We start from the raw sequence: 23,403 nt of genomic DNA, 5'->3' as shown, positions 1-23,403 counted from the left end.
TTGTCGAAGATGAAGTGGAAAAAATACATTTCAATAGCAGCCGTCATTTTTTTGATGACAATAACCCTGGCTTGCCGTCATTCTGAAGATATTGACTCAGTACCAAAAGAAACGACAGAAGATACGTTAGCAGAAGAAAATTATGAGGATAATCATTCTCTGGAAGAAACAGAGGATGAAGAAGAAGCGGTTTATCCGGAGATGACGGAAAGTGATTTCAAAGCCCTTGAAGTCAATGAAATGGGCCAGGTGATGGTATTAATGTATCATCACATTAGAGAACCGGAAGCAGAATGGTCCCGTACGCCAGAAAATTTTCGGGAAGATTTGAAAAATTTATATGAAGCAAATTACAGGCCAATAAGATTAGAAGATTACGCTACTGGAAACATCAATACACCTGCTGGTAAAACACCAGTAGTACTAACTTTTGATGACGGAAATCAAAATAATTTCAATATGATAGAGGATGAAACAGGAGAATGGATCATTGATCCGGATTCTGCTGTTGGAATTCTAATGGAATTTCATGAAAAACATCCAGACTTTATGCCTCATGCCACTTTTTTTATTAATGGAGGCACTCCTTTTGGTCAGGCTGACTGGGTAGACTATAAATTGAATTTTTTGGTAGAGAATGGGATGGATATTGGAAACCATACAGAAACCCATCGGCATTTAGGTGATGTGGATGCTGATACCTTACAACGAGAGTTAGGAAGAATCGTTCAACTAGTACAAAAATATGTGCCGGACTATGAAGTGAATACTTTTGCCCTTCCTTTCGGTTCCAGACCCCAAAACGAAGCATTGTGGAACTACTTAGTATCAGGCGAATTTGAAGATGTTTCTTATCATCATGTAGCCGTACTGGAAGTAGGTTGGGATCCCTATCATTCGCCTTATCATAAAAACTTTGATGGCTCAGCCATCAGACGAGTCCGTGCCAGTGAAACAAAGGTAGACGGGGTAGGCATGTACGACTGGATGAATGCGTTTGAAAAAGGAAGCCGTCATCGGTTTATCAGCGATGGAAATCCGGAAAAGATCGTTGTGCCAGAGTCGTTTTCAGAAAATATAAATCCTGAACGATCAGAAAACGAGTTATTCATTTATCATCATCAGTAGTGGAAAAGCGAGGTGGATAAAAATGGGTCTGAATCAATTTTGGGTAGTTCCATTGGTAATCGTATTTATAATACTTATTTCCATCCAATATGCCCTAAATCGCGTGGTGCACCTGTTAAAAGAAATTAAAGATATCTTAAATCAAGATAAAGGCCAGCCGCCCTACATGTAAGATGAAATTGACAGTATATCCTTTTTTTAATAGAATAAAATTCACATAATTAACCGGTGTTGTAATGATAGGGAGGGTCGTTATGAATATTGATGATAAAAAGTGGGAAACATTATGTTCGAAGGAAGATATCAGAACAAAAACGCAAGAACTTGGAAAAATAATTACACAGGATTACCATAACAAAAACTTATATGTGATTTCCTTATTGAAGGGAAGCTTTATATTTTGTGCTGATTTAGTAAGAGAGATTGACTTAAAAGTAAAAGTAAACTTTATGATCAGTTCATCCTACGGCGATGGGTTTGAAACGAGTGGCAAGGTCGTCATCGATAAGGATGTTGAAGAAGATTTATCAGAATACGATGTGCTGTTAGTGGATGACATTGCGGATTCAGGACTTACACTGACCCATGTGATGAAACATCTTAAAACAAAAAACCCTAAAAGTCTGAAGTCCTGTGTTTTATTAAATAAACCTTCCAGAAGATTAGAAGATTTGGAGCCGGATTATATTGGTTTTACAATACCGGATGCTTTTGTGGTTGGTTATGGGCTGAACTATGGTGAACATTACAGAAATATACCTTATGTTTTTATTGTGACGGAAGAAGATAGACACTGAGGGTTAGGACGGGAGAGTACAATGATGAGATGGTTTTATGAAAAGCTACAATTGTCCGAAAGGTTGAAAAAACACAGACGGGATTTACATCGTATTCCGGAACTGGCATTTCAAGAAACAGATACAGCATCATATATTCAAAATTGCCTGGATGAACTGGGAATTCAATATGAAAGCCAAGTTGCAGGCACAGGCATTCTTGCCTATATTCCCGGGGAACCTGGTGGGAAAACCTACTGTTTTCGAGCCGATATGGATGCTTTACAAGTGGAGGAACAGACTGGGTTAGATTTTCAATCTCAAAAACCTGGGTGTATGCACGCTTGTGGACATGACGGACATATGAGCATTTTGTTAGGATTAGCGGCGGCGATAGCCTCTGATGATGTAAAAACAAAAGACCATATTGTTTTTTTGTTTCAGCCGGGAGAAGAAGGAACCGGTGGTGCTGATATTATTGTTCAATCGGGTATTCTTGATCAGTATGAGGTATGTGAAATATATGGACTCCATCTTTTTCCAGAGATTAATCAAGGTACCTTAGGGATAGCGTCTGGTCCAATGATGGCACAAAACAGTGAAATTGATATTACTGTGTGGGGTGAAAATGCCCATGGTGGAATGCCTCATACAGGTAAAGATGCCCTTATGATTGCCAGTCAATTATTAATCTCATTTCAATCGATCATTAGTAGAAATATCAATCCAATAGACCCTGCTGTCATTACCTTTGGAACCCTCAAAGGTGGAGAAGTACGGAATATGATAGCTCGAAAAGCCACGATGGAAGGAACCATCAGAACCTTTACAGAGGAATCATACCGCATATTAAAAAAACGTCTGCTATCGATTATTGAGGGGTTTGAACTTACCTATGATTGTCGTATCGATGTAGACCTAAGAGAGCTTTATCCAGCCGTTCATAATCCTGGAGATTTGGTGGAACAGTGGAAAGAGGCTCAAGGAGAAAAAGAGGTAATAGAAATAGCGCCGATCATGTTAGCGGAAGATTTTTCTTTTTATCAACGAAAATATCCTGGATTATTCTTTTTTTTAGGGACAAAGAATAGGGACAAAGACTTGATATATCCTCTTCATCATGGATGTTTTAATTTTGATGAAGAAGTTTTAATGATGGGAGTAGAAAGTTTTTTGAATATTCTTCTTAAAAAGAAGTCAATAGAATTCAATCATGAAAGCGAGCGTGTATAAATGATCCGGGAAGAGAAACTGCGAGTTGTTGATGCTAACCTGCTATTTTTGGCAGGATCAATTCTTTTTTTTACTATTGGTTTTTATGCTCAAACACGAGAAATATTTACCGGACTCTTAATAACCCAATTAGCTGTTGTTTTACTGCCAGCAATTGGACTTTTGGAAATAAAAAAAATGGATATTAAGTCTACTTTGAGGCTGTATCCTTTGACATGGAAACAAATCATATTGGTAATTCTTATTACCATATTCATGTATCCGTCAGCTGTGTTTGGAAATCTATTGGTGATGAATGTACTGATACAATTTGGAGAGATAAATATACCTCAAATTCCAGCGGCAACCAATATGACAGAATACCTTCGATTGGTATTCATTGTTTCTTTGGTAGCAGGAGTATGTGAAGAAGTACTTTTTCGCGGGGTCATTTTGAGAGGGTATGAAAAACTAGGCAATATAAAAGCCGTTATGTTTACCTCATTATTATTTGGAATTTTTCACTACAATATCTACAATTTACTTGGACCTATGGTACTGGGAATTGTTTTTGGTTCTTTGGTTTTGTTAACAAAATCTTTATGGGCAGGGATTATAGGTCATGTTTTTAATAACCTCTTAGCCATATCCATCGGCTACTTTTTTCTTCTCTTTGATGATTATATCCCTGATAAGGAAATAGCAGAGGCAGGAGCAACGATTCAAGAATCGCTTTATGCGAGTTTAATTGTATTTGGTGGGTTAGCTGTTTTAGGAATAGCGATCTCTTTTTTTCTATGGAGACATTTGAAATTAATATCACATACTCTTTTAGAAGAAGGGGTTGGATCAGAAAATTCCTTAGATCAGCAAGAAAGAACTTCTTTAATGGAGTTTATTCCTCTGACAGGGGCGATACCACTTTTTCTTTATATTATTGTGTGGCAAATTTCCATGGTGTTATCTTCTTCATAATGCCTCTCGTTCGTTGACAACAAGGCTTTTGATATGATAATATTTATGTTGATGGGAAAGATTAATATCTCATAAATTTATTTTAGCATTAGGAGGAATTTGCGAATGGAAAAAGGCACAGTAAAATGGTTTAATGCAGAAAAAGGCTATGGATTTATTTCCAGAGAAGATGGTGAAGATGTTTTCGTTCATTTCTCTGCCATTTCTATGGATGGATTCAAAACCCTTGATGAAGGACAAGAAGTAGAGTTTGAGATTGTTGAAGGAGATAAAGGTCCACAGGCAACCAATGTAAGTAAAGTATGATGCTGTTTAATTAATGTGTAATGTATGTCTAAAATCCCTGGAAATACCGAGAAGGGATTTCATATAGAAGGGGATAAAGCAGGCTGGCAATAGTCAGCCTGTTTTTCAATTGGTAACGTTGGAAAGGAAGTATATAATGGATAAACTAATAAGAGTAACAGCTGGTGAAGGGCAAATAAGAGGATTTTTTGTTCAAAATGCTGAGATGCTTGAGCAAGCAAGAACGATACATCAGTTAAGCCCTGTAGCTGCAGCGGCATTAGGAAGAAGCATGGCTGCATCGGCCATGATGGCTCAAATGTTAAAAGGAAAAGGTCAAAAAATAACACTTCGAATTAATGGTGGTGGTCCCTTAGGAACTATTCTTTGTGTTGCAAATATAGAGGGACATGTGAAAGGATTAGTGGATCATCCGCAAGTAGAAACAGAAAATCTTACACCGGAGAAGTTGAATGTAGGGGCGGCAGTAGGAAAAGAAGGTGAAATCACGATTATTAAGGACCTTAGCATGAAGGCTCCCTATATTGGTAAATATCCATTAACGAATGGAGAAATTGCAGAGGATCTTACCGCCTATTTCTTACATTCGGAACAGCAGCCATCCTCTGTCGGATTAAGCGTTAAGATAGATGTTGACTATACCATCATTACTTCTGGAGGATTTATGATTCAAGTGTTGCCGGAGATTTCAGAAGAACAGCTTAGGCTGTTAGAAGCGCGGTTGATGGGACTTCCTCCGTTAAGTCAGTTGTACGAAAATCTTAAGACTCCGGAGGCTGTTATGGAAGTAGTGCTGGAGGGCTTAGAGCCGAAAATAGTCGAAGAAAAAGAAGTTGTTTTTAACTGTGACTGCTCAAGAGAAAGAATGGAAGAAGCACTGATAAGTTTAGGGCATAAAGAATTAAAAGTCATGATTGAGGAAGATGGGGAAGCAGAGATAACCTGTCACTTTTGTAATAAGGCTTACCAGTTTAATGAAAGCCAGCTAAGAAAGCTAATAGAAGAGTTATAAATTCAATAAAAATAAGAATTTTGTAAAAAGTTTAGATAATTCTGTTGACATTCAATCTAAAGCCTGCTAAAATACGATTTAATTATTAATAAAAAATAAATGCAACGACAGAGACAGTAACGATGAATTATACAGGCTCAGAGAGTCGGTACATGCTGAAAGCCGATCCTGTAACACCGTTAAAATCCCTCTAGAGCAGTTATCCTGAATAAAAGTAAGGGTAGACGGGAAGTCCCGTTATAGGCTTAAGGTTTGATAGAACCTGAACAACAACTTTTCTTTATGAAAAAAGAAATGCGCTAACACGGAGTTAGTATTTTACGAAAGCAGTTTTAGAGAGCCAGTGGTTGCTGCAAACTGGTACTGCCATAAGATACGACTCGCTCCGGAGCATTTACCCTGAAAAGTAAGAGTAAGGGTAAACGGGAAGTCCCGTTATAGACAAAGGGTTTGATTGAACCTGATACGAGTGGTTTTTACTTTACACAAAGTGAAAACAATTAGGGTGGTAACGCGTGGATTAGTCCTCGTCCCTGCATACAGCAGGGGTGAGGGCTTTTTTAATGAATAAAAGGAGGCGAAAAAATGGACAAATATGTGTTGTCATTGCTGGTTGAAGATCAACCGGGAGTAACCAGTCGAATATCTGGTTTGTTTACGAGAAGAGGATATAATATCGAAAGTTTTTCTTCTGGCAGCACGGAATTGCCAGGAATGACACGCATCACACTGGTTCTAAAAGGCGATAAAGAAGTACTTGAACAGATTCAGAAACAATTAGGAAAACTGGTGGATGTAGTAAGTATCACAGAACTAAAACCAGCATTATCTGTTTATCGAGAACTAGCCTTGATTAAAGTAAACACAGATGAAAAAACAAGGGCTTCTATTATAGAAGTGGTCGAAATCTTTCGAGGAAAGGTTATCGATGTTGCTACGGACTGTCTTATCCTTGAAGTGACAGGGGATCATAACAAAATACAGGCTTTTATAGAGCTAATGGAGCCATACGGCATCCGGGAAATTGTACGAACCGGTTTGACAGCACTTGGTCGTAGAGACCACAAATAAAAGGAGGAAATGAAAAATGGCAAAAATGTTTTATGAAAATGAGTGTAAACTAGATGCGTTACAAGGGAAGAAAGTTGCTGTTATTGGATACGGAAGTCAGGGACATGCACATGCACTTAATCTGCATGAGTCAGGCATAGATGTTACTGTGGGATTATATGAAGGAAGTAAATCCTGGGCAAAAGCGGAAGAAGCTGGGTTAACAGTAGACATTGCTGGCAGAGCTACCGCACAGGCTGATGTTGTGATCATGTTAATCAATGACGAAAAACAGCCACAATTGTTTAAAGAAAGCATTGAACCAAACCTTGAAGCTGGAAATTATTTAGTCTTTGCTCATGGATTTAACATCCATTATGGGCAAGTAGTACCGCCGGAAGATGTGAATGTATTTATGGTAGCTCCTAAGGGTCCTGGACATACAGTAAGAAGCCAATATCAAGAAGGAAGAGGCGTTCCTTGTTTAGTGGCGGTTCATCAAGACATTACAGGGGATACGCTGGAAGTAGGTCTGGCTTATGCTGCTGCAATAGGTGGGGCAAGAGCCGGTGTTCTTGAAACTACCTTCAAAGAAGAAACGGAAACCGATCTGTTTGGAGAACAAGCTGTCTTGTGTGGCGGTGTTACAGCCTTGATGAAAGCGGGTTTTGAAGTGCTGGTAGAAGCAGGATATCAGCCAGAGAGTGCGTATTTCGAATGCTTACATGAAATGAAATTAATCATTGACCTGATTAATGAGGGTGGATTAAGCTATATGAGATACTCCGTTAGCGATACAGCCGAATATGGTGATTATCGTGTAGGTGAACGGATAGTCACAGAAGAAACGAAAGAAGAAATGCGAAAAGTTTTGAAAGAAGTTCAAGACGGAACCTTTGCGAAGGAATGGATCTTGGAAAACCAGGCAAACAGACCAAGTTTTACCGCAAAAAGAAAAATGGAAGCAGAGCATCCGGTGGAAATAGTAGGAAAAGATTTAAGAAAAATGATGAGCTGGCTTAAAAAGTAACTGTGAAGGGATTGAGTGTCATGAATGAAAGCAATATTAGCATTTTTGATACAACGCTACGTGATGGAGAACAGTCACCAGGTTGTAGCATGAATTTGAAAGAAAAGCTTGAAATGGCAAAACAACTGGAAAAGCTAAAAGTGGATGTTATTGAAGCAGGATTTGCAATCGCATCGCCTGGAGACTTTGAAGCAGTGAAAACTATTGCTGATACGGTAAAAGAGGTAAAAGTAGCCAGCTTATCTCGAGCTTTGCCACAAGACATTGATAAAGCCTATGAAGCGGTTAAAGGAGCAGAAGCTCCACGAATTCACACCTTTATTGCCACATCAGATATTCATATGAAATATAAATTAAAAGCAGCGCCGGAAGATGTATTGAATCGTGCTGTTGAAATGGTTACGTATGCCAAAAAGTACTTAAACGATGTGCAGTTTTCAGCAGAAGACGCAACCCGTAGTCAACCCGAATTCTTATATAGAGTGTTTGAAGCTGTCATAAAAGCTGGAGCTACGGTTATTAATGTACCAGATACTGTCGGGTATACAACCCCGGAAGAATTTACAGCGCTGATTAAAGGTATTAAGGAAAATGTTCCGAATATTGACAAAGCAACCATTGCGGTTCATTGTCATAACGACTTGGGCATGGCGGTGGCAAACACCTTAGCAGCGGCGAAAGCAGGAGCAAGACAACTGGAATGTACTATCAATGGTATTGGTGAACGTGCAGGAAATGCGGCAATGGAAGAAATTGTCATGGCATTACAGACAAGGTATGATTTTTATCAAAGTAAAACAAATATTGAGACCCAACAATTATATCCAACCAGTCGACTGCTCACCCAAATCACAGGCATGAAAGTACAACGAAACAAGGCAATTGTAGGTGAAAATGCTTTTGCTCACGAATCGGGCATTCATCAGCATGGCGTACTTGCTAATAAAAGCACTTACGAAATCATGACACCAGAATCTGTAGGACTTCATCAACATCAGCTGGTACTTGGAAAGCATTCTGGCAGACATGCTTTTGAAGACCGTATGAAGTCGATGGGATATGATTTAGATAAAAAAACACTAGATAATATCTTTCAATCATTTAAGGAACTTGCAGATAAAAAGAAAGTGGTTTACAACAAAGATCTTGAAGCTTTAATTAAAGACAAAACCCTTAAAATGGAAGAGTTCTTCCAGTTACAGCAGTTTGTTATCAATTGTGGTAATTTTATGACAGCAACGGCGACGGTGAAATTAAAGAACAAAGAAAAAGAATTAGAAGCAGTGTCAACAGGTTCCGGACCTATTTATGCCGCTTTTGGAGCGATTGATCAATTAGTGGGAAAAGAGTATAAACTGGATGATTATTCTTTACAGGCTATTACAGAAGGCGAAGATGCTCAGGGAGAAGCCTTTGTGCAGATCAAGAGACATGATGAACTTTATCATGGTAGCGGAATCAGTACAGATGTTATTGAAGCAAGCATGAAAGCCTATATCAATGCCATTAACCGAATGCTTAGCAATGAACAAGAAATGGATGCCTAGAGTAGAACATAATGATAGAGGGAGTGATCAGAATGAAAAAGAAAATTGCTGTTATACCAGGTGATGGAATTGGTCCGGAAGTGATGAAACAAACCTTACGTATTCTTTGCTTTATTGAAGAAAAGTTTCATCATGAGTTTGAAATGGAAGAATGCTTCGCTGGTGGAGTGGCAATAGATAAGGAAGGTACCCCACTCCCTGATCACACCCTGAAAACCTGTGAAAATGCGGATGCTATTCTGTTAGGGGCGGTAGGCGGGCCCAAATGGGATCATCTTGAAGGAACTGACAGACCAGAAAGAGCGTTGCTGACGATCCGAAAAGAGCTGGGATTTTTTGCTAACCTAAGACCAGCTATGTTGTTCCCGGCGATGAAAGACGCTTGTCCCCTAAAACCATCGTTAATAGAAAAAGGATTGGATTTGATGGTTGTTCGCGAGCTGACAGGCGGTATTTACTTTGGCGAGCAGAAGACATTTACTGACAAAGCTGGAAAAAAGTCAGCCTATGATACGATGTTTTATCACGAAGATGAAATTCGCAGAATTGTTAGAATCGCCTTTGAAATTGCTTCTAAAAGAAAAAGAAAACTACTTAGTGTGGATAAAGCAAATGTCTTGGAAAGTTCAAGGTTATGGAGAAAAACGATTATTCAGGAAGCAAAAAACTATCCCGATATCTGCCTTGAGCATATGTATATCGATAATGCAGCCATGCAGCTAATTCGCGATCCTAATCAATTTGATGTGATTGTTACTGGCAATATGTTTGGTGATATTCTTTCTGATGAAGCAAGCATGATTACTGGATCAATAGGGCTACTTCCTTCTGCTAGTCTTGATGCCGATCAAAAAGGCATGTATGAGCCAATTCATGGTTCGGCACCGGATATAGCAGGACAGAATAAAGCGAATCCTTTAGCAATGATTTTATCCGCAGCAATGATGTTCAAAAATTCCTTTGATTTAACCCGTGAAGCTGACATGATTGAAAGCGCAGTAGAGAAGGTTTTAGATGAAGGGTACCGTACGGCGGATATTTATTCAGAAAATACAGTAATGCTAACAACGGAAGAAATGGGTCAGCAGGTTCTTGATACAATGAAAAAAATGTAAAAGAAAGGTGTGTCAGCCTAATGCGATTAAATGGATCTCAAATCTTAATGGAATGCTTACTGGAACACAACGTCGACACCGTATTCGGCTATCCAGGGGGCGCCGTCATTAATATTTATGACGCAATATATGAATACCAAGATCGGATAAAGCATATTTTAACGGCACATGAACAAGGGGCTTCTCATGCTGCTGATGGCTATGCACGATCGACAGGAAAGGTTGGCGTATGCATTGCAACATCAGGACCTGGTGCTACAAACTTAGTAACTGGAATTGCTACTGCTTATATGGATTCTGTACCAATGGTGGCGATTACAGGAAATGTGCCAGTTGCTTTACTTGGAAAAGATAGTTTTCAGGAAGTTGATATTACAGGAATTACCATGCCTATTACAAAACACAATTTCATTGTAAAAAAAGTGGAGGATTTGGCACCAACCATCCGAAGGGCTTTTTATATTGCTCAAGAAGGCAGGCCTGGACCCGTATTGGTTGATATCCCCAAAGATGTTACCGTAGCTCTAGCTGAATATAAGAAAGAGACAATGAAACCTGCTTTTGAACATACAGACTCCATTTGTGAAGAAACATTAGATGCTGTGGTTGAACTCATTAACGCATCAAAGAAACCTTTTATACTCACTGGCGGGGGTGTGATTAGATCTGATGCATCACAAGAAACCCTTGCGCTGGTAGAAAAAATACAGTCACCTGTTGCTTCGTCCTTGATGGGGCTGGGAGGAATCCCTACTAATCACGAATTATTTACCGGTATGATTGGCATGCATGGAAGTAAGACATCGAACCTTGCCTCCTCGGAATGTGATCTTTTTATTGCTATTGGATCAAGGTTTAGTGATCGGATAACCAGCAATATAAAGCTGTTTGCTTCGGAAGCAAACATTGTGCATATTGATATTGATCCTGCGGAGATTAATAAAAACATACAAACTTTTTACCATATGGCTGGTGATGTCAAAGCATCCCTAAAAAGGTTAAATGAAAAACTGAAGGAAAAGGTAAGTAAAGAACGATACCAATGGAAAGAACAAATTATCCAATGGAAAGAACAATACCCGTTGGAAAAAAATCAGAACGGCGCTATTAAACCACATTATGTGATTCGAAAGTTAAGTGAACTTACCTCTGGAAAAGCCATTATCACAACGGAAGTAGGTCAAAGTCAAATGTGGTCAGCTCAATATTATGATTATGTTTTACCAAGAACCTTCTTATCCTCCGGTGGTTTGGGGACAATGGGGTATGGACTGGGAGCCAGTTTAGGTGCAAAACTAGGAAACCCTGATAAAATAGTAGTAAATATTGCTGGTGATGGTAGTTTTTGTATGAACAATAATGAATTAGCCACGGCGGTGCATTATCATTTGCCGGTCATTGTACTGGTGCTAGATAATCAGGTATTGGGAATGGTTAGACAATGGCAGGACTTGTTTTTCGATAAACGCTTTTCTCAAACAGATAGGAATCGTTGTACCGATTTTATTAAGTTAGCGGAAGCTTACGGTGCAAAAGGATATCGAATGGAGAGGGTGGAAGATGTCGAACCGATTCTAAAAGAAGCTTTAACACAAACGGTTCCCGTAGTCATACATTGTCCTATTGATCCTGATGATAAAGTATTTCCGATGGTTCCTCCGGGAGCGGCTATTAAAGATTTAATTATGGAAGAATCTCAGGAATAAATGAAATAAAAATGATAAAAGCCACAGTCTGATACACTGTGGCTTTTCATATAAAGAGGTAGAGGTAAGTTCTTTTATTTATTTCTAAAAACGGTTACATATAACTTTTCATCTTCATATAAAACGTCGGCACAGTCTACTAAGGATCCAAGAAGATTAAGCTCCTGATAACTTCTGCTTTCGCCTAACAAAGACCAATAATAGTCTTCCAACTCATCCTGTCTCGGAGCGTTTAGCACTTCGTCCAATTGATCCAAATCATCCGGTTGATGTAAGCAAGTACCTTGAAGCATAATTTTTACTTGTTTTTGACCGTAGTGAACATCTACAGAAAAGTTATCAATCTGATGCGAAAAAAAATAGGCAATTAATTCATCGATCACCTTGATTGTTTTCATGCGTTCTTTTCTCAAGATTCAGCATCTCCTTTAAAACGATTTAGTGAGTCGAAAAGAGGTGTTAAAATAGCTGCAACAAATCCACCTGAAAAACCATTGTTGTATAGATTCATTCCTCCGTGCAAAAAACCAACATTCATGACCATGGTCATATGAACAATACCGGCGATGATTCCAAAGGACCAGCCATAAGCACCGGCAATAGGGGCTAAGGTTGTTCCGAAAAGAGCGGCAAGCAAAGCGCCTGTAGAATTTGCATCCCATATCTGAAAAAGAGATGCGAGGTAAACACCTAAAAACAAAGGGAGCACATTTTTGGTGTGTTTACCGAAAGCACCAAAACCAACAATGGTAAAAATACCTCCAATAATAGGGCCATTCAGTTCACCGCCTACGATTAGTACGTAGCCCATAGATAGATACCCTAATAAGGCCATGTTGATGAGAGAAAGACCAAAACCATTTAAGGATACAAAGTCTGAAACCAATCTTCCGGAATGCTTCAGTACCCAAGAGTATCTCTTAAAAGAACGGTTATTAGAAAAGAATCCGGCAATAAGCATGATTCCAAAAAAGAGACTTAGGTAAATAGTGAAGGTCTTGTTAAAACCTTCAGCAACAATTAAAGTAGCAGGATTTTCCAGATCAAAGGAACGAAAAAATGCCATAAAGAGCATACCAACAATTCCACAGGTAAAGCCTATGTTGTACAGATTAAACCCTTGATGAAACTTAATAAAATGATTTGCCAGAGGTGGCAGTAAAAAACCCGCCGATACTCCAATGGCACATCCCAACAGAATAGCAGGGATGTGGCCTAAATCGTATCCAAAAGAAACCTGACTGACAAGAGGTCCAAGGGCTGTACCAAACAAAGCTGGTAAAATAAATTTGCTAAACTTTTCTTTTGCGTATAAGGACCGCAGGTAAACACCAATAATCACGGGCCAAATATTGAAAATATTTTTTCCGAAAAGTGCAAAACCTGCAACTGTGAAAGCGGCTGCCATAATAGGACCATTCATATTGACCTTATTTTTATAGGCTAGGTAAATCGAGAGTAACATTAATATTCCGGCATTAAAGAAAGAAGCACCGACATTTCCAATTACCATGTAGTCTGATACAAGTATGCTTGGAGATACGACGATGTCAAGGAAACCTTGAACAATTTCAGAAGGGTGATTAAAAAGAAAAGAAGATAACAATAAAATAATAGCAAAGCCAGTCATGATAAAATACTTTACTTTTTCTTCCGTTTCTACAACGCACACCTGCTCTTTTTCAAAGACACTGGACTTAGCGTGTGATTTTAGCTCAACAGATTTTTCCAAGGATGATACCTCCTGCATAAATTTAGTCAACAAAAAACGAATTAATTCTTAAATAGTATACCAATTATCTGGACAAAGTTAAAGAAAAAACCTATTTATCATGACAAAAAAGCAATAAAGAAGAAAAAAACTGGGTAACAGGTAAAGCATAAGCGATAAAAAACAAATAAACAAGAAGACGTAAAGGAGTTGAAAAAATGAAAGCAATGGTGATTAATGAATTTGGCAGTGCGCATTGTTTCCAGGAGCATTCTTTGGAAGAACCAAGCCTACTACCAGGTCAGGTGAAAATTCATGTAAAAGCCTCAAGTGTCAACCCCATTGATATTAAAATCAGAAGTGGACTGGTGCCAGCGTTAACGCCTGATTTTCCGGCTATTTTACATGGAGATGTAGCAGGAACAATCGTAGAAGTATCTCCTGATGTAAAACGATTCAAAAAAGGTGACGAGGTTTTTGCGCTTGGCGGAGGTGTCAAAGGTCACGGTGGTGCGCTTGCAGAATATATGGTGATAGATGAAAGACTGGCGGCTCGAAAACCGGAGGGTTTATCCATGGAAGAAGCCGCCGCGCTTCCTGTAGTATCTTTGACGGCGTGGGAAGCTTTGATGGAAAGAGGGAACATAAAAAAAGGGGATAAAATCTTGATACACGGTGCGGCTGGTGGTGTTGGCCATATAGCTGTCCAACTGGCAAAAAAACAGGGAGCTCACGTGACCACAACGGTATCAGATAAACATAAAGCGGATATAGCATTAAAGCTAGGTGCAGATGAAGTAGTGTACTATAAAGAAGAAAAGGTAAAGGACTATGTTGAAAGAGTAACAGGTGGAAAAGGATTTCATCTAGTCTTTGATACGGTTGGCAAAGAAACCCTTGACCATTCTTTTCAGGCCGCTGCTGCTAAAGGCACGGTCATATCAACTAACACCAGATCTACCCATGATTTGTCGTTGTTACACGGGAAAGGGCTGACGCTTCATGTTGTATTCTTGCTTTTGCCCTTGATATCAGATGAAGGAAGGGAAAAAATGGGAGAAAATTTATCAAAAATTGCTGGTTTGGTTGAACAAGATAGAGTCAAACCAATGCTTCATCAGTCTGTTTATGGTTTTTCAGAAGTAAAAGAAGCACATCAGCTATTAGAAAAAGGAAAACATATCGGAAAAATATCTTTGCTGAATGATTTGAAGTGAAAAAGGCAAAAACTAAATGAAAACTAGTGAATTGACAGGCTGTAAAGAATCTGATACATTCTTTATAGTATAAGCACATATTTTTTAAGACGATGAAAAAGAAGAGTAGCGTTCTTGAAAGTATAAGCGAGTCGGGGATAGTGGGAGCCTGATACTGGAAAGGTGTGAAAGGCACTTTGGAGTCTTGGTGACAAAAGAGGACACAGGTTCTGTGTCAAATAGGGTGGAACCGCGGAAGTGAAATGTCTTTCGTCCCTAGATTGATAGGGATGAAAGGCATTTTTTTTGAATTTATTTTAAGGAGGAATTGAATTGAGTCAAGAGAAAAGCATGGAAAAAATTGTTGCAATGGCTAAGAATAGAGGGTTTGTTTTTCCGGGTTCGGAGGTGTATGGAGGATTAGCAAATACGTGGGATTACGGCCCATTGGGAGTAGAGCTTAAAAATAATGTAAAAAAAGCCTGGTGGAAAAAGTTTATTCAGCAAAACCCACATAATGTAGGGTTGGATGCAGCCATATTGATGAATCCGAAAACATGGGAAGCATCGGGACATGTAGGTGGATTTAGTGATCCTTTGATGGACTGTAAGGAATGCAAAAGTAGGTTTAGAGCCGATAAAATAATAGAAGATGTTTTACAAAAAAAAGCCGACGAAACACCTGTAGATGGGTGGGCACCAGAAAAAATGAAATCATTTATAGAAGAGAATCAAGTATCTTGTCCGGAATGTGGAGCAAAAAACTTTACTGATATTCGTGAATTCAACTTAATGTTTAAGACCTTCCAGGGAGTGACCGAAAACAGCAGTACACAAATTTACTTACGACCAGAAACGGCGCAAGGCATTTTTGTGAACTTTAAAAATGTGCAAAGATCATCTAGAAAAAAAATTCCTTTTGGAATCGGTCAGGTAGGTAAAGCTTTTCGTAATGAAATCACACCAGGAAATTTTACGTTCAGAACAAGAGAATTTGAACAAATGGAGTTAGAGTTTTTCTGTAAACCGGGTACGGATATAGAATGGTTTCACTATTGGTCAGATTTCTGCAAAAACTGGCTTTTGAACCTTGGATTAAAGGAAGAAAGCATAAGAATGAGAGAACATGGGCAGGATGAATTATCTCACTACAGTAATGCAACGACAGACATCGAGTTTCGATTTCCTTTTGGATGGGGAGAACTTTGGGGAATTGCCGACAGAACGGATTTTGATCTAAAGCAGCATCGTGACCATTCAGGAACAGATTTTAACTATCTTGATCCTGCTACAAATGAAAAATATATCCCCTACTGTATTGAACCGTCAGTAGGCGTGGATCGTGTAGCCTTAGCCTTCTTAGTAGATGCCTATGAAGAGGAAGCGATAAGCGAAAAAGATAGCCGGGTAGTCCTTCGTTTACATCCTGCTTTGTCTCCTTTTAAGGCAGCTGTCTTGCCACTGACAAAAAAATTGTCAGAAGAAGCAGAAAAACTTTTCAGTGAGCTATCGAAAGAGTATATGATTGATTATGATGAAGCAGGAAGCATCGGTAAACGGTATAGACGCCATGACGAAATAGGAACACCTTTTTGTATTACCGTTGATTTCGATACATTGGAAGACAAAGCCGTTACGATTCGCCATAGAGATTCAATGGATCAGGAGCGGGTATCTATTGATAAACTAAAAACATATTTAGCAGAAAAACTTGATTTTTAACAACAGGATAGAGAGGAGAACAAACTATGCAGGATATTCCGGCTGAAAAAACCAAAATACTCATTATATCTGACTCTATTGGAGAAACGGCAGAACAAGTAGCAAAAGCCGCATTAAGCCAGTTTAATTTACAGGAATATGATATTCGTAGACATTCTTTTGTGTCGGAAATAGGACAGATAGATGATATTTTAGAAGAAGCGATGGCAAAAGATACGATTATCATGTTTACGCTTGTCATTGAAGAAGTTAAAAAATACTTGGTAGCAGAGACAGAAAAAAGAAATATTTTGAGCATCGACCTTATGTCCTCGATTATGGATGTTTTGGAAAAAAGATTTGGAACAAAACCAATCGGAGAAGCAGGAATGATTAGAAAGCTAGATGAAGAATACTTTAGAAAAATCGAAGCAATAGAATTTGCTGTAAAGTATGATGATGGAAAAGATCCGAGAGGTTTGAAAAAGGCAGATATTGTTCTTATTGGTATTTCCAGAACTTCTAAAACGCCCTTGAGCATGTATTTAGCTCATCGAAACATAAAAGTAGCCAATGTGCCCTTGGTACCAGAAGTAAAGCCACCGAAGGAACTATATGAAGTTTCTTCCCAAAAGATCATTGGATTAACAACAGATCCATACAAACTAATCGAAATCAGAAAAGAACGAATAAAAGCATTGGGATTGAAAGATGGTGCTAACTATGCAAGCATACAACGAATTATTGAAGAGTTAGAGTATGCAGATGAAATCATGCGTAAACTGAGTTGTCCTGTTATTGATGTTTCGGCACGTGCGGTTGAAGAAAGTGCCAGTATTATTTTAGAGATTTGCAGAGAAATCGGTTATAATGTAGGTAAACTAAAATAATAAAATGGAGGTGTGTAGCTTGAAAAAGTATGTTTACGCTTTTCATGAAGGATCAACAGATTTGAAACCACTCTTAGGTGGGAAAGGATCCAACTTAGCTGAAATGACTAGAATTGGACTTCCGGTACCCGGAGGCTATACAGTTACAACAGAAGCTTGCATCGAATATTACGAAAAAGGAAATATCATTTGGGATGAACTACGTCATCAGATTGAAGAAAAACAGCTGGAACTTGAAAAAATGATGGAAAAAACCTTAGGAGATATCAAAAACCCACTTCTTGTATCGGTACGATCTGGAGCTGCTGTATCGATGCCAGGAATGATGGATACCATCTTAAACCTTGGATTAAACGATGAAACAGCTAAGGGGATGGCGGAGATAACAAAGAATCCTCGCTTTGTTTTTGATAGTTATAGAAGATTGATACAAATGTTTAGTGATGTGGTATTGGAAATTCCTAAATATAAGTTTGATAATTTATTAGAAACAAAAAAGCGAGAAAAAGAAGTGAAATCAGATACGGACCTTACAGAAGAAGACCTGCGAGAGCTGGTAGAAGCATTTAAAAAGGTGGTTAAAAAAGAAACAGGGAAAGAGTTTCCTCAAAACCCTAAAGACCAGCTTATGATGGCGGTGGAAGCTGTTTTTAGATCTTGGAACAATCCTCGTGCTCGTGTTTATCGGGACTTGAATGATATATCCCACACAATGGGTACGGCGGTTAATATTCAAGTGATGGTTTTCGGAAATACAGGAGAAGATTCCGGAACAGGTGTTGCCTTTACAAGAAATCCTTCTACAGGAGAAAACAAATTATATGGCGAATTTTTAATGAATGCACAGGGAGAAGATGTAGTAGCAGGTATTAGAACACCGAGAGATATTGAAGAACTGAAAGAAATTTTACCAGAAGCCTATGAACAATTTTGCGAAGTAGCAAAGTCCTTGGAAATTCATTATCGTGATATGCAAGATATTGAATTTACGATAGATTCAGGAACGTTGTATATGTTACAGACAAGAACAGGTAAACGGACAGCCAATGCCGCTATTCAAATTGTTGTGGATATGGTGAAAGAGGAATTAATTACAAAAGAAGAAGCCATTCTTCGTTTAAATCCCAATGATCTGGACCAACTATTACACCCTACCTTTAACGAAAAGGCACTTAATGACGCTTCTTTCATTACGAATGGGTTGCCGGCATCTTCCGGAGCCGCTTCTGGAAAAATATATTTTTCTCCTGAAGATGCGGTTAAGGCTAAAGCTGATGGTGAATCTGTCATTTTAGTTAGAAATGAGACTTCGCCCGAGGACATTGAAGGGATGGTTGCTTCGGTTGGCATCTTGACAGCTAAAGGCGGAATGACATCTCATGCAGCTGTTGTAGCGAGAGGTATGGGGAAATGCTGTGTTTCTGGTGCGGGTGAATTAAACATCAATGAATCAGAAAAAGTGATGAGCATTGATGATCAGCACTTTGGAGAAGGGGACTTTATTTCTTTGGACGGTAATACCGGTCATGTGTATGCTGGACAAATTGAAACCCAAGACGCCAGCTTAGGGGGTGAATTCCTAACCCTTATGAAATGGGCAGATAGTGTAAGGAAACTAAAGGTAAGAACAAATGCGGATACGCCTAAAGATTCAGCCAAGGCAGTGGAATTTGGAGCAGAAGGAATAGGCCTTTGTCGTACAGAGCATATGTTTTTTGAAGATAATCGCATCTCTGTTATGCGTCGGATGATCCTTTCTCGTTCGATAGAAGATCGAAAAAAAGCCCTTGATAAGTTGATGCCGATGCAAAAAGAAGACTTTATCGGCATTTTTAAGGCAATGGGATCCAGACCTGTGACCATAAGGTTACTGGATCCTCCATTACACGAATTTTTACCCTCGGAAAAAGCAGACATAGAAAAATTGGCCTTAGAAATGGAAGTTCCATACAGTCGCTTAAAAGAAACTGTGTTTGAGTTAAAAGAAGTAAACCCAATGCTGGGTCACCGTGGATGCCGACTGGCTGTTACTTATCCAGAAATATACGAAATGCAGGTCAGAGCCATTATGGAGGCAGCGGCGGAGTTGAAACAAAAAGAAAATCAAGAAGTAATTCCAGAAATTATGATACCTCTGGTTGGAGAAGTTAAAGAGTTTGACTACGTAAAAGAACTTGCAGAAAATGTTATTGAAGAAGTATTTGAAGATTATGGCATAACAGTCCCCTACCTGATTGGAACGATGATAGAAATTCCAAGGGCTACTATTATAGCAGATGAAATTGCCAAAGGTGCTGAGTTTTTCTCTTTTGGTACCAATGATTTAACACAGATGACTTATGGATTCTCAAGAGACGATGCTGGTCGCTTTATTAAAGAGTATAGAGAAAAAGGAATTCTGGAAAAAGACCCCTTCCAGCAGATTGATCGAAAAGGGGTTGGCGAATTAATGAAAATGGCCATTGAAAGAGGTCAGCAAACACGTAAGGATATTAAACTTGGAATATGTGGAGAACATGGTGGCGAGCCAAACTCTGTGGAATTCTGCCATATCATAGGCTTGGATTATGTATCTTGCTCTCCGTTTCGAGTTCCGATTGCCAGACTGGCAGCCGCTCAGGCAGCACTGAGGTATTCTTGATAAAACAACCACAATAAACATTAGCTTTTCTAAAAGAGAACGCCCAACAGGTGTTCTCTTTTTATGAAGATTACCTTTGGGAATGGATTTTTTGGGTATTTAATACATAGATAGAAAAAGCCTTAAGAGAGAAGGGATAAAATTGATAGAATCTTGTCAAAAGAAAAAGACATTGATTATATGGATCGTAGTAATCACCATCTTTTCTTCCCTCATCGTGTTAGCAAAAGATTTTGAGTCAGATCCAGTTGTATACACCGTAAAGGTGGAAGGGATGGTTACGGCCGGAACGACTAATCATATAAAAAGAGCTATCGATATGGCCGAAAATGACGGAGCTGAGGCGCTGGTGATTCTTCTTAATACACCCGGAGGGTTAGTGAATGCAACCCTAGATATCATCGGAGATATGATAAGCGCCGATGTTCCAGTTGTCACCTATGTATACCCGCAGGGTGGAATTGCGGCATCAGCAGGCACTTTTATTATGCTTGGCGGACATAAAGCGGCAATGGCGCCCGGAACTACTATTGGTGCTGCGATGCCAGTGATGATAAGACCTGATGAAGAGGGTAGTACAGCAGCTGATGATAAAACAGTTTTATTTTTGGCAGGACATATGAAAAGCATCGCAGAAGCCAGAGGTCGACCTGGTGACATTGCGGAAAAATTTGTGACAGAGAATTTGACCTTGAGTGGGCAGGATGCATTAGAAAAGGGAGTGATCGATAAAATAGAGAGTAATCTTGCGAATCTTTTGGATAGCCTTCATCAAGAAAAAATCGATTTGGAATCAGGGATCGTTACCCTGAACACCCAAAATGCCGTTATTTATGAATTGGATAAAACGACTCAGGAAAAGATGACACATCTTATTAGTAACCCGCAAATAACATTTATTCTCCTGTTAGTGGGAGTTTATGGTCTGATTATTGGATTTAGCTCACCGGGGACCTTTGTACCGGAAGTTGTCGGAGTCATATCGCTAATATTGGCGCTTTATGGCTTAGGTCTTTTTGAAATCAATATACTGGCGTTACTACTAATGCTTCTGGGAGTTGGCCTATTAATCGCAGAAGCCTTAACACCTACGCTTGGAGTGTTAGGCATTGGAGGGGTGGTTAGTATTGTTTTTGGGATACTTTATCTTCCTGTAGAACCACTCGTATCGGAGCGATGGCTATCCCAGTTTCGTTTTATGGCTTTCGGGATAGGGGTCATTGCTTCTACGCTTCTTGTGATTATGTTAGCAGGGATATATCGCTTGAAAAAAGCTCCTGTGGTTCATGGAAGGAATGAATTTACCGCCGAACAAGGCACGGTGGTAGAAACTATCGATCCAGAAGGATTTATTATGGTTCGTGGTGAATTATGGAAAGCAAAGTCGGAAAACGAGGAGAGTATAGAACAAGGTTCCATTGTTCAGATTGTTGATAGGAACAATATGGTTTGTGTCGTTAGAATAGATAAAACAAGGACGTTGCATAAGGAGGATGAAAAGATATGACAGAAATACTCATGCTTATAGAAAATATGGTGCCTTTCGCTGGTTTAATAGTGCTGATCTTATTCTTACTCAAAATGGCGATTAAAATCATACCCGAGTATGAAAGAGGAGTGCTTTTTCGATTAGGAAGATTAGTGGGTGTCAAAGGTCCAGGGCTTATTCTAATCATTCCTATCATTGATCGGATTGAAAAAGTTTCATTAAGAATTATTGTGGACAATGTACCTCCACAGGAAGTAATCACCAGAGATAATGTAACCTGTAAAGTAAATGCCGTCCTATATTACCGTGTAACAGCTCCGGATAAAGCGGTTGTCAATGTCGAAAAATTTCATGAAGCGACAAGTCAGTTTTCACAAACTACCATGAGGAGCGTAGTGGGGCAAGCGGATTTAGATGAATTGCTTTCTCAGCGAGAAAAGCTAAACAAACAAATACAGGCCGTTGTGGATCAGGCGACAGACCCCTGGGGTATAAAAGTAACAGCGGTGGAACTTCGAGATGTCATCATTCCAGAAACCATGCAAAGAGCAATAGCTCGTCAAGCGGAAGCAGAAAGAAATAGAAGAGCTGTTGTCATACAAGCGGAAGGAGAGAAGCAAGCGGCTGTGAAAATTAGCGAAGCGGCTGAAATTTTAGGAGAAAAAGAAGGTGCACTGACCTTGAGAACGCTGAGAACCATTTCGGATATGTCCAACTCAGAAAACACAACAGTGTTATTCCCTGTACCAATGGAGATGAGAAGGTTATTACCAGATTTAGAGAAAGTGATGGCGACTGCGAAAGAGCATAAGCAAAATCAAAGCGAAAGAAAGAATCATGAATAGCTATTGTTATTCAGAAGGTAATTTGATATAATTACGTATTTGTCAGGAAAGATTTTCTGACGCTGATAGGAGGAATGAAAATCCTTGAAAAACGATCTTGAAATAAGAAAAATATCAGAAGAATATGAGAAAATCAGTTTATGCCAGCATGCTCAGGTAAGCATGGATACAAAAGGCAGAAAACGAGAAGAAGATGAGTGTGATATTCGAACAGCTTATCAGCGTGACAGAGACCGTATTATCCATTGCGAATCTTTCCGAAAGTTAAAAGGAAAAACACAAGTATTTATTAGTCATGACGAAAACTTTCGTACCAGATTAACCCATACGTTAGAACTAAGTCAAATTGCTAGAACCATTGCAAGGGCCCTTAGACTAAATGAGGATTTAATAGAGGCGATCGCTCTTGGTCATGATTTAGGTCACACGTGTTTTGGGCATAGTGGTGAAGAAGTTTTGGACCGCTTAACAGGACATTTTGCACACAATGAGCAAAGTCTCAGAGTGGTCGATCAACTGGAAAACGGAAAAAAAGGATTAAACCTTACTTTTGAAGTACGGGATGGCATATTAAATCATACAGGCGATGGAATACCGGTGACAATGGAAGGGAAGTTAGTGAAAATTACAGATCGCATTACCTATCTTTGTCATGACATTCAAGATAGTCTTGTGGTAGGAATACTATCGGAAGGAGATATTCCTGAACGGTTTAATCAAATTCTGGGTACTAGTCACAGTAAGCGAGTGAATGCCTTTGTTCAAGATATGATTACAGAGACGGCTCGAAGATTGAAGATGGGTGATGAAGCTCAGGTATATCAAAGCGACAAAATGAAAACAATGATGATGGATCTGAGATCCTTTATGTTTCAAAAGGTCTATAATGGTGATGTCTGTATGAAAGAAAAAGAAAAAGCGACATTGATTGTTGAACATCTATATCATTATTACCGACAAACCTATTCAGCAGCAGAATCAGCTGATCGAATTGCAGGATGCACAGATCAGTTTGCGATAAATTTATACAAAGAGCTGGTTATCCCACAGCCAGGATTAAAATAAACTTTCTT

At 39.1% G+C, this 23,403-nt stretch carries 21 protein-coding genes and 2 other annotated features; of the genes, 19 read left to right on the top strand and 2 right to left on the bottom strand.

The features are described 5' to 3' along the window. Positions 1-9: 9 nt before the first annotated feature. The 12 genes from BLV55_RS02695 (at position 10) to ilvB (ending at position 11,857) form a co-directional block, all read left to right on the top strand. Positions 10-1,128 (top strand): polysaccharide deacetylase family protein, encoded by a 1,119-nt coding sequence (locus BLV55_RS02695; protein ID WP_093310824.1) that lies wholly within the window; start codon positions 10-12, stop codon positions 1,126-1,128. 22 nt (positions 1,129-1,150) lie between these two features. Beyond that, positions 1,151-1,300, top strand: coding sequence for a hypothetical protein (locus BLV55_RS14530; protein ID WP_176968216.1), 150 nt, complete (start codon positions 1,151-1,153; stop codon positions 1,298-1,300). A gap of 82 nt (positions 1,301-1,382) precedes the next feature. Then, positions 1,383-1,925 (top strand): hypoxanthine phosphoribosyltransferase, encoded by a 543-nt coding sequence (gene hpt, locus BLV55_RS02690; RefSeq protein WP_093310822.1) that lies wholly within the window; start codon positions 1,383-1,385, stop codon positions 1,923-1,925. A 24-nt stretch (positions 1,926-1,949) separates the two neighbouring features. Continuing rightward, entirely contained in the window at positions 1,950-3,137 is a 1,188-nt protein-coding gene (locus tag BLV55_RS02685) for a M20 metallopeptidase family protein (RefSeq protein WP_093310819.1), read from the top strand. Next, a complete protein-coding gene (locus tag BLV55_RS02680) occupies positions 3,138-4,091 on the top strand; it encodes a type II CAAX endopeptidase family protein (RefSeq protein ID WP_093310817.1) in 954 nt (317 codons plus the stop codon). A 105-nt stretch (positions 4,092-4,196) separates the two neighbouring features. After that, positions 4,197-4,397 (top strand): cold-shock protein, encoded by a 201-nt coding sequence (locus BLV55_RS02675; protein WP_093310815.1) that lies wholly within the window; start codon positions 4,197-4,199, stop codon positions 4,395-4,397. Positions 4,398-4,533: 136 nt separating this feature from the next. Further along, complete coding sequence (gene hslO, locus BLV55_RS02670) at positions 4,534-5,409, top strand: Hsp33 family molecular chaperone HslO (protein ID WP_242870010.1); 876 nt, start codon at positions 4,534-4,536, stop codon at positions 5,407-5,409. Positions 5,410-5,701: 292 nt separating this feature from the next. Further along, positions 5,702-5,947 (top strand) — a binding site (T-box leader). A gap of 47 nt (positions 5,948-5,994) precedes the next feature. Beyond that, positions 5,995-6,480, top strand: coding sequence for an acetolactate synthase small subunit (ilvN, locus tag BLV55_RS02665; RefSeq protein WP_093310812.1), 486 nt, complete (start codon positions 5,995-5,997; stop codon positions 6,478-6,480). A gap of 16 nt (positions 6,481-6,496) precedes the next feature. Next, positions 6,497-7,489, top strand: coding sequence for a ketol-acid reductoisomerase (ilvC, locus tag BLV55_RS02660; protein ID WP_093310810.1), 993 nt, complete (start codon positions 6,497-6,499; stop codon positions 7,487-7,489). A gap of 20 nt (positions 7,490-7,509) precedes the next feature. Continuing rightward, positions 7,510-9,036: a 2-isopropylmalate synthase gene (locus BLV55_RS02655; protein ID WP_093310808.1), complete on the top strand. Its 1,527-nt coding sequence runs from the start codon at positions 7,510-7,512 to the stop codon at positions 9,034-9,036. A 32-nt stretch (positions 9,037-9,068) separates the two neighbouring features. After that, positions 9,069-10,151: a 3-isopropylmalate dehydrogenase gene (gene leuB, locus BLV55_RS02650; RefSeq protein ID WP_093310805.1), complete on the top strand. Its 1,083-nt coding sequence runs from the start codon at positions 9,069-9,071 to the stop codon at positions 10,149-10,151. 20 nt (positions 10,152-10,171) lie between these two features. Further along, positions 10,172-11,857 carry a biosynthetic-type acetolactate synthase large subunit gene (gene ilvB / locus BLV55_RS02645; RefSeq protein WP_093310803.1) on the top strand — a complete coding sequence of 562 codons (1,686 nt, stop codon included), beginning with the start codon at positions 10,172-10,174 and terminating at the stop codon, positions 11,855-11,857. Between the two features lie 74 nt (positions 11,858-11,931). Here the strand turns inward: ilvB and BLV55_RS02640 are convergent, their stop codons facing one another. Both BLV55_RS02640 and BLV55_RS02635 read right to left on the bottom strand, forming a co-directional pair. Next, complete coding sequence (locus tag BLV55_RS02640) at positions 11,932-12,270, bottom strand: hypothetical protein (RefSeq protein ID WP_093310800.1); 339 nt, start codon at positions 12,268-12,270, stop codon at positions 11,932-11,934. Continuing rightward, complete coding sequence (locus tag BLV55_RS02635) at positions 12,267-13,589, bottom strand: DUF1576 domain-containing protein (protein WP_242870009.1); 1,323 nt, start codon at positions 13,587-13,589, stop codon at positions 12,267-12,269. Before BLV55_RS02635 ends, BLV55_RS02640 begins: the two co-directional genes overlap by 4 nt. Positions 13,590-13,786: 197 nt before the next feature. On the opposite strand from BLV55_RS02635, the gene BLV55_RS02630 reads away from it, so the two are divergent. The 7 genes from BLV55_RS02630 to BLV55_RS02600 all read left to right on the top strand — a co-directional run bounded on the left by BLV55_RS02630 (position 13,787) and on the right by BLV55_RS02600 (position 23,395). Next, entirely contained in the window at positions 13,787-14,785 is a 999-nt protein-coding gene (locus BLV55_RS02630; RefSeq protein WP_093310799.1) for a zinc-dependent alcohol dehydrogenase family protein, read from the top strand. A gap of 83 nt (positions 14,786-14,868) precedes the next feature. Beyond that, positions 14,869-15,045 (top strand) — a binding site (T-box leader). Between the two features lie 52 nt (positions 15,046-15,097). Next, positions 15,098-16,486, top strand: coding sequence for a glycine--tRNA ligase (locus tag BLV55_RS02625; protein ID WP_093310796.1), 1,389 nt, complete (start codon positions 15,098-15,100; stop codon positions 16,484-16,486). 26 nt (positions 16,487-16,512) lie between these two features. Beyond that, a complete protein-coding gene (locus BLV55_RS02620) occupies positions 16,513-17,355 on the top strand; it encodes a pyruvate, water dikinase regulatory protein (RefSeq protein WP_093310793.1) in 843 nt (280 codons plus the stop codon). Positions 17,356-17,374: 19 nt separating this feature from the next. Beyond that, positions 17,375-19,996, top strand: a complete 2,622-nt coding sequence (gene ppdK, locus BLV55_RS02615; protein WP_242870008.1) for a pyruvate, phosphate dikinase — start codon at positions 17,375-17,377, stop codon at positions 19,994-19,996. A gap of 142 nt (positions 19,997-20,138) precedes the next feature. After that, on the top strand, positions 20,139-21,503 hold the full coding sequence (locus BLV55_RS02610; RefSeq protein WP_093310788.1) for an NfeD family protein: 1,365 nt from the start codon (positions 20,139-20,141) through the stop codon (positions 21,501-21,503). Next, positions 21,500-22,330, top strand: coding sequence for a slipin family protein (locus BLV55_RS02605; protein WP_242870007.1), 831 nt, complete (start codon positions 21,500-21,502; stop codon positions 22,328-22,330). Before BLV55_RS02610 ends, BLV55_RS02605 begins: the two co-directional genes overlap by 4 nt. 84 nt (positions 22,331-22,414) lie before the next feature. Continuing rightward, complete coding sequence (locus tag BLV55_RS02600) at positions 22,415-23,395, top strand: deoxyguanosinetriphosphate triphosphohydrolase (RefSeq protein ID WP_093310785.1); 981 nt, start codon at positions 22,415-22,417, stop codon at positions 23,393-23,395. Positions 23,396-23,403 lie beyond the last annotated feature (8 nt).

Source organism: Tindallia californiensis (genome assembly GCF_900107405.1).
Lineage (GTDB): Bacteria > Bacillota > Clostridia > Peptostreptococcales > Tindalliaceae > Tindallia > Tindallia californiensis.
The sequence above is the reverse complement of the archived record's forward strand: the minus strand, read 5'-3'. Positions and strand labels throughout refer to the sequence as shown.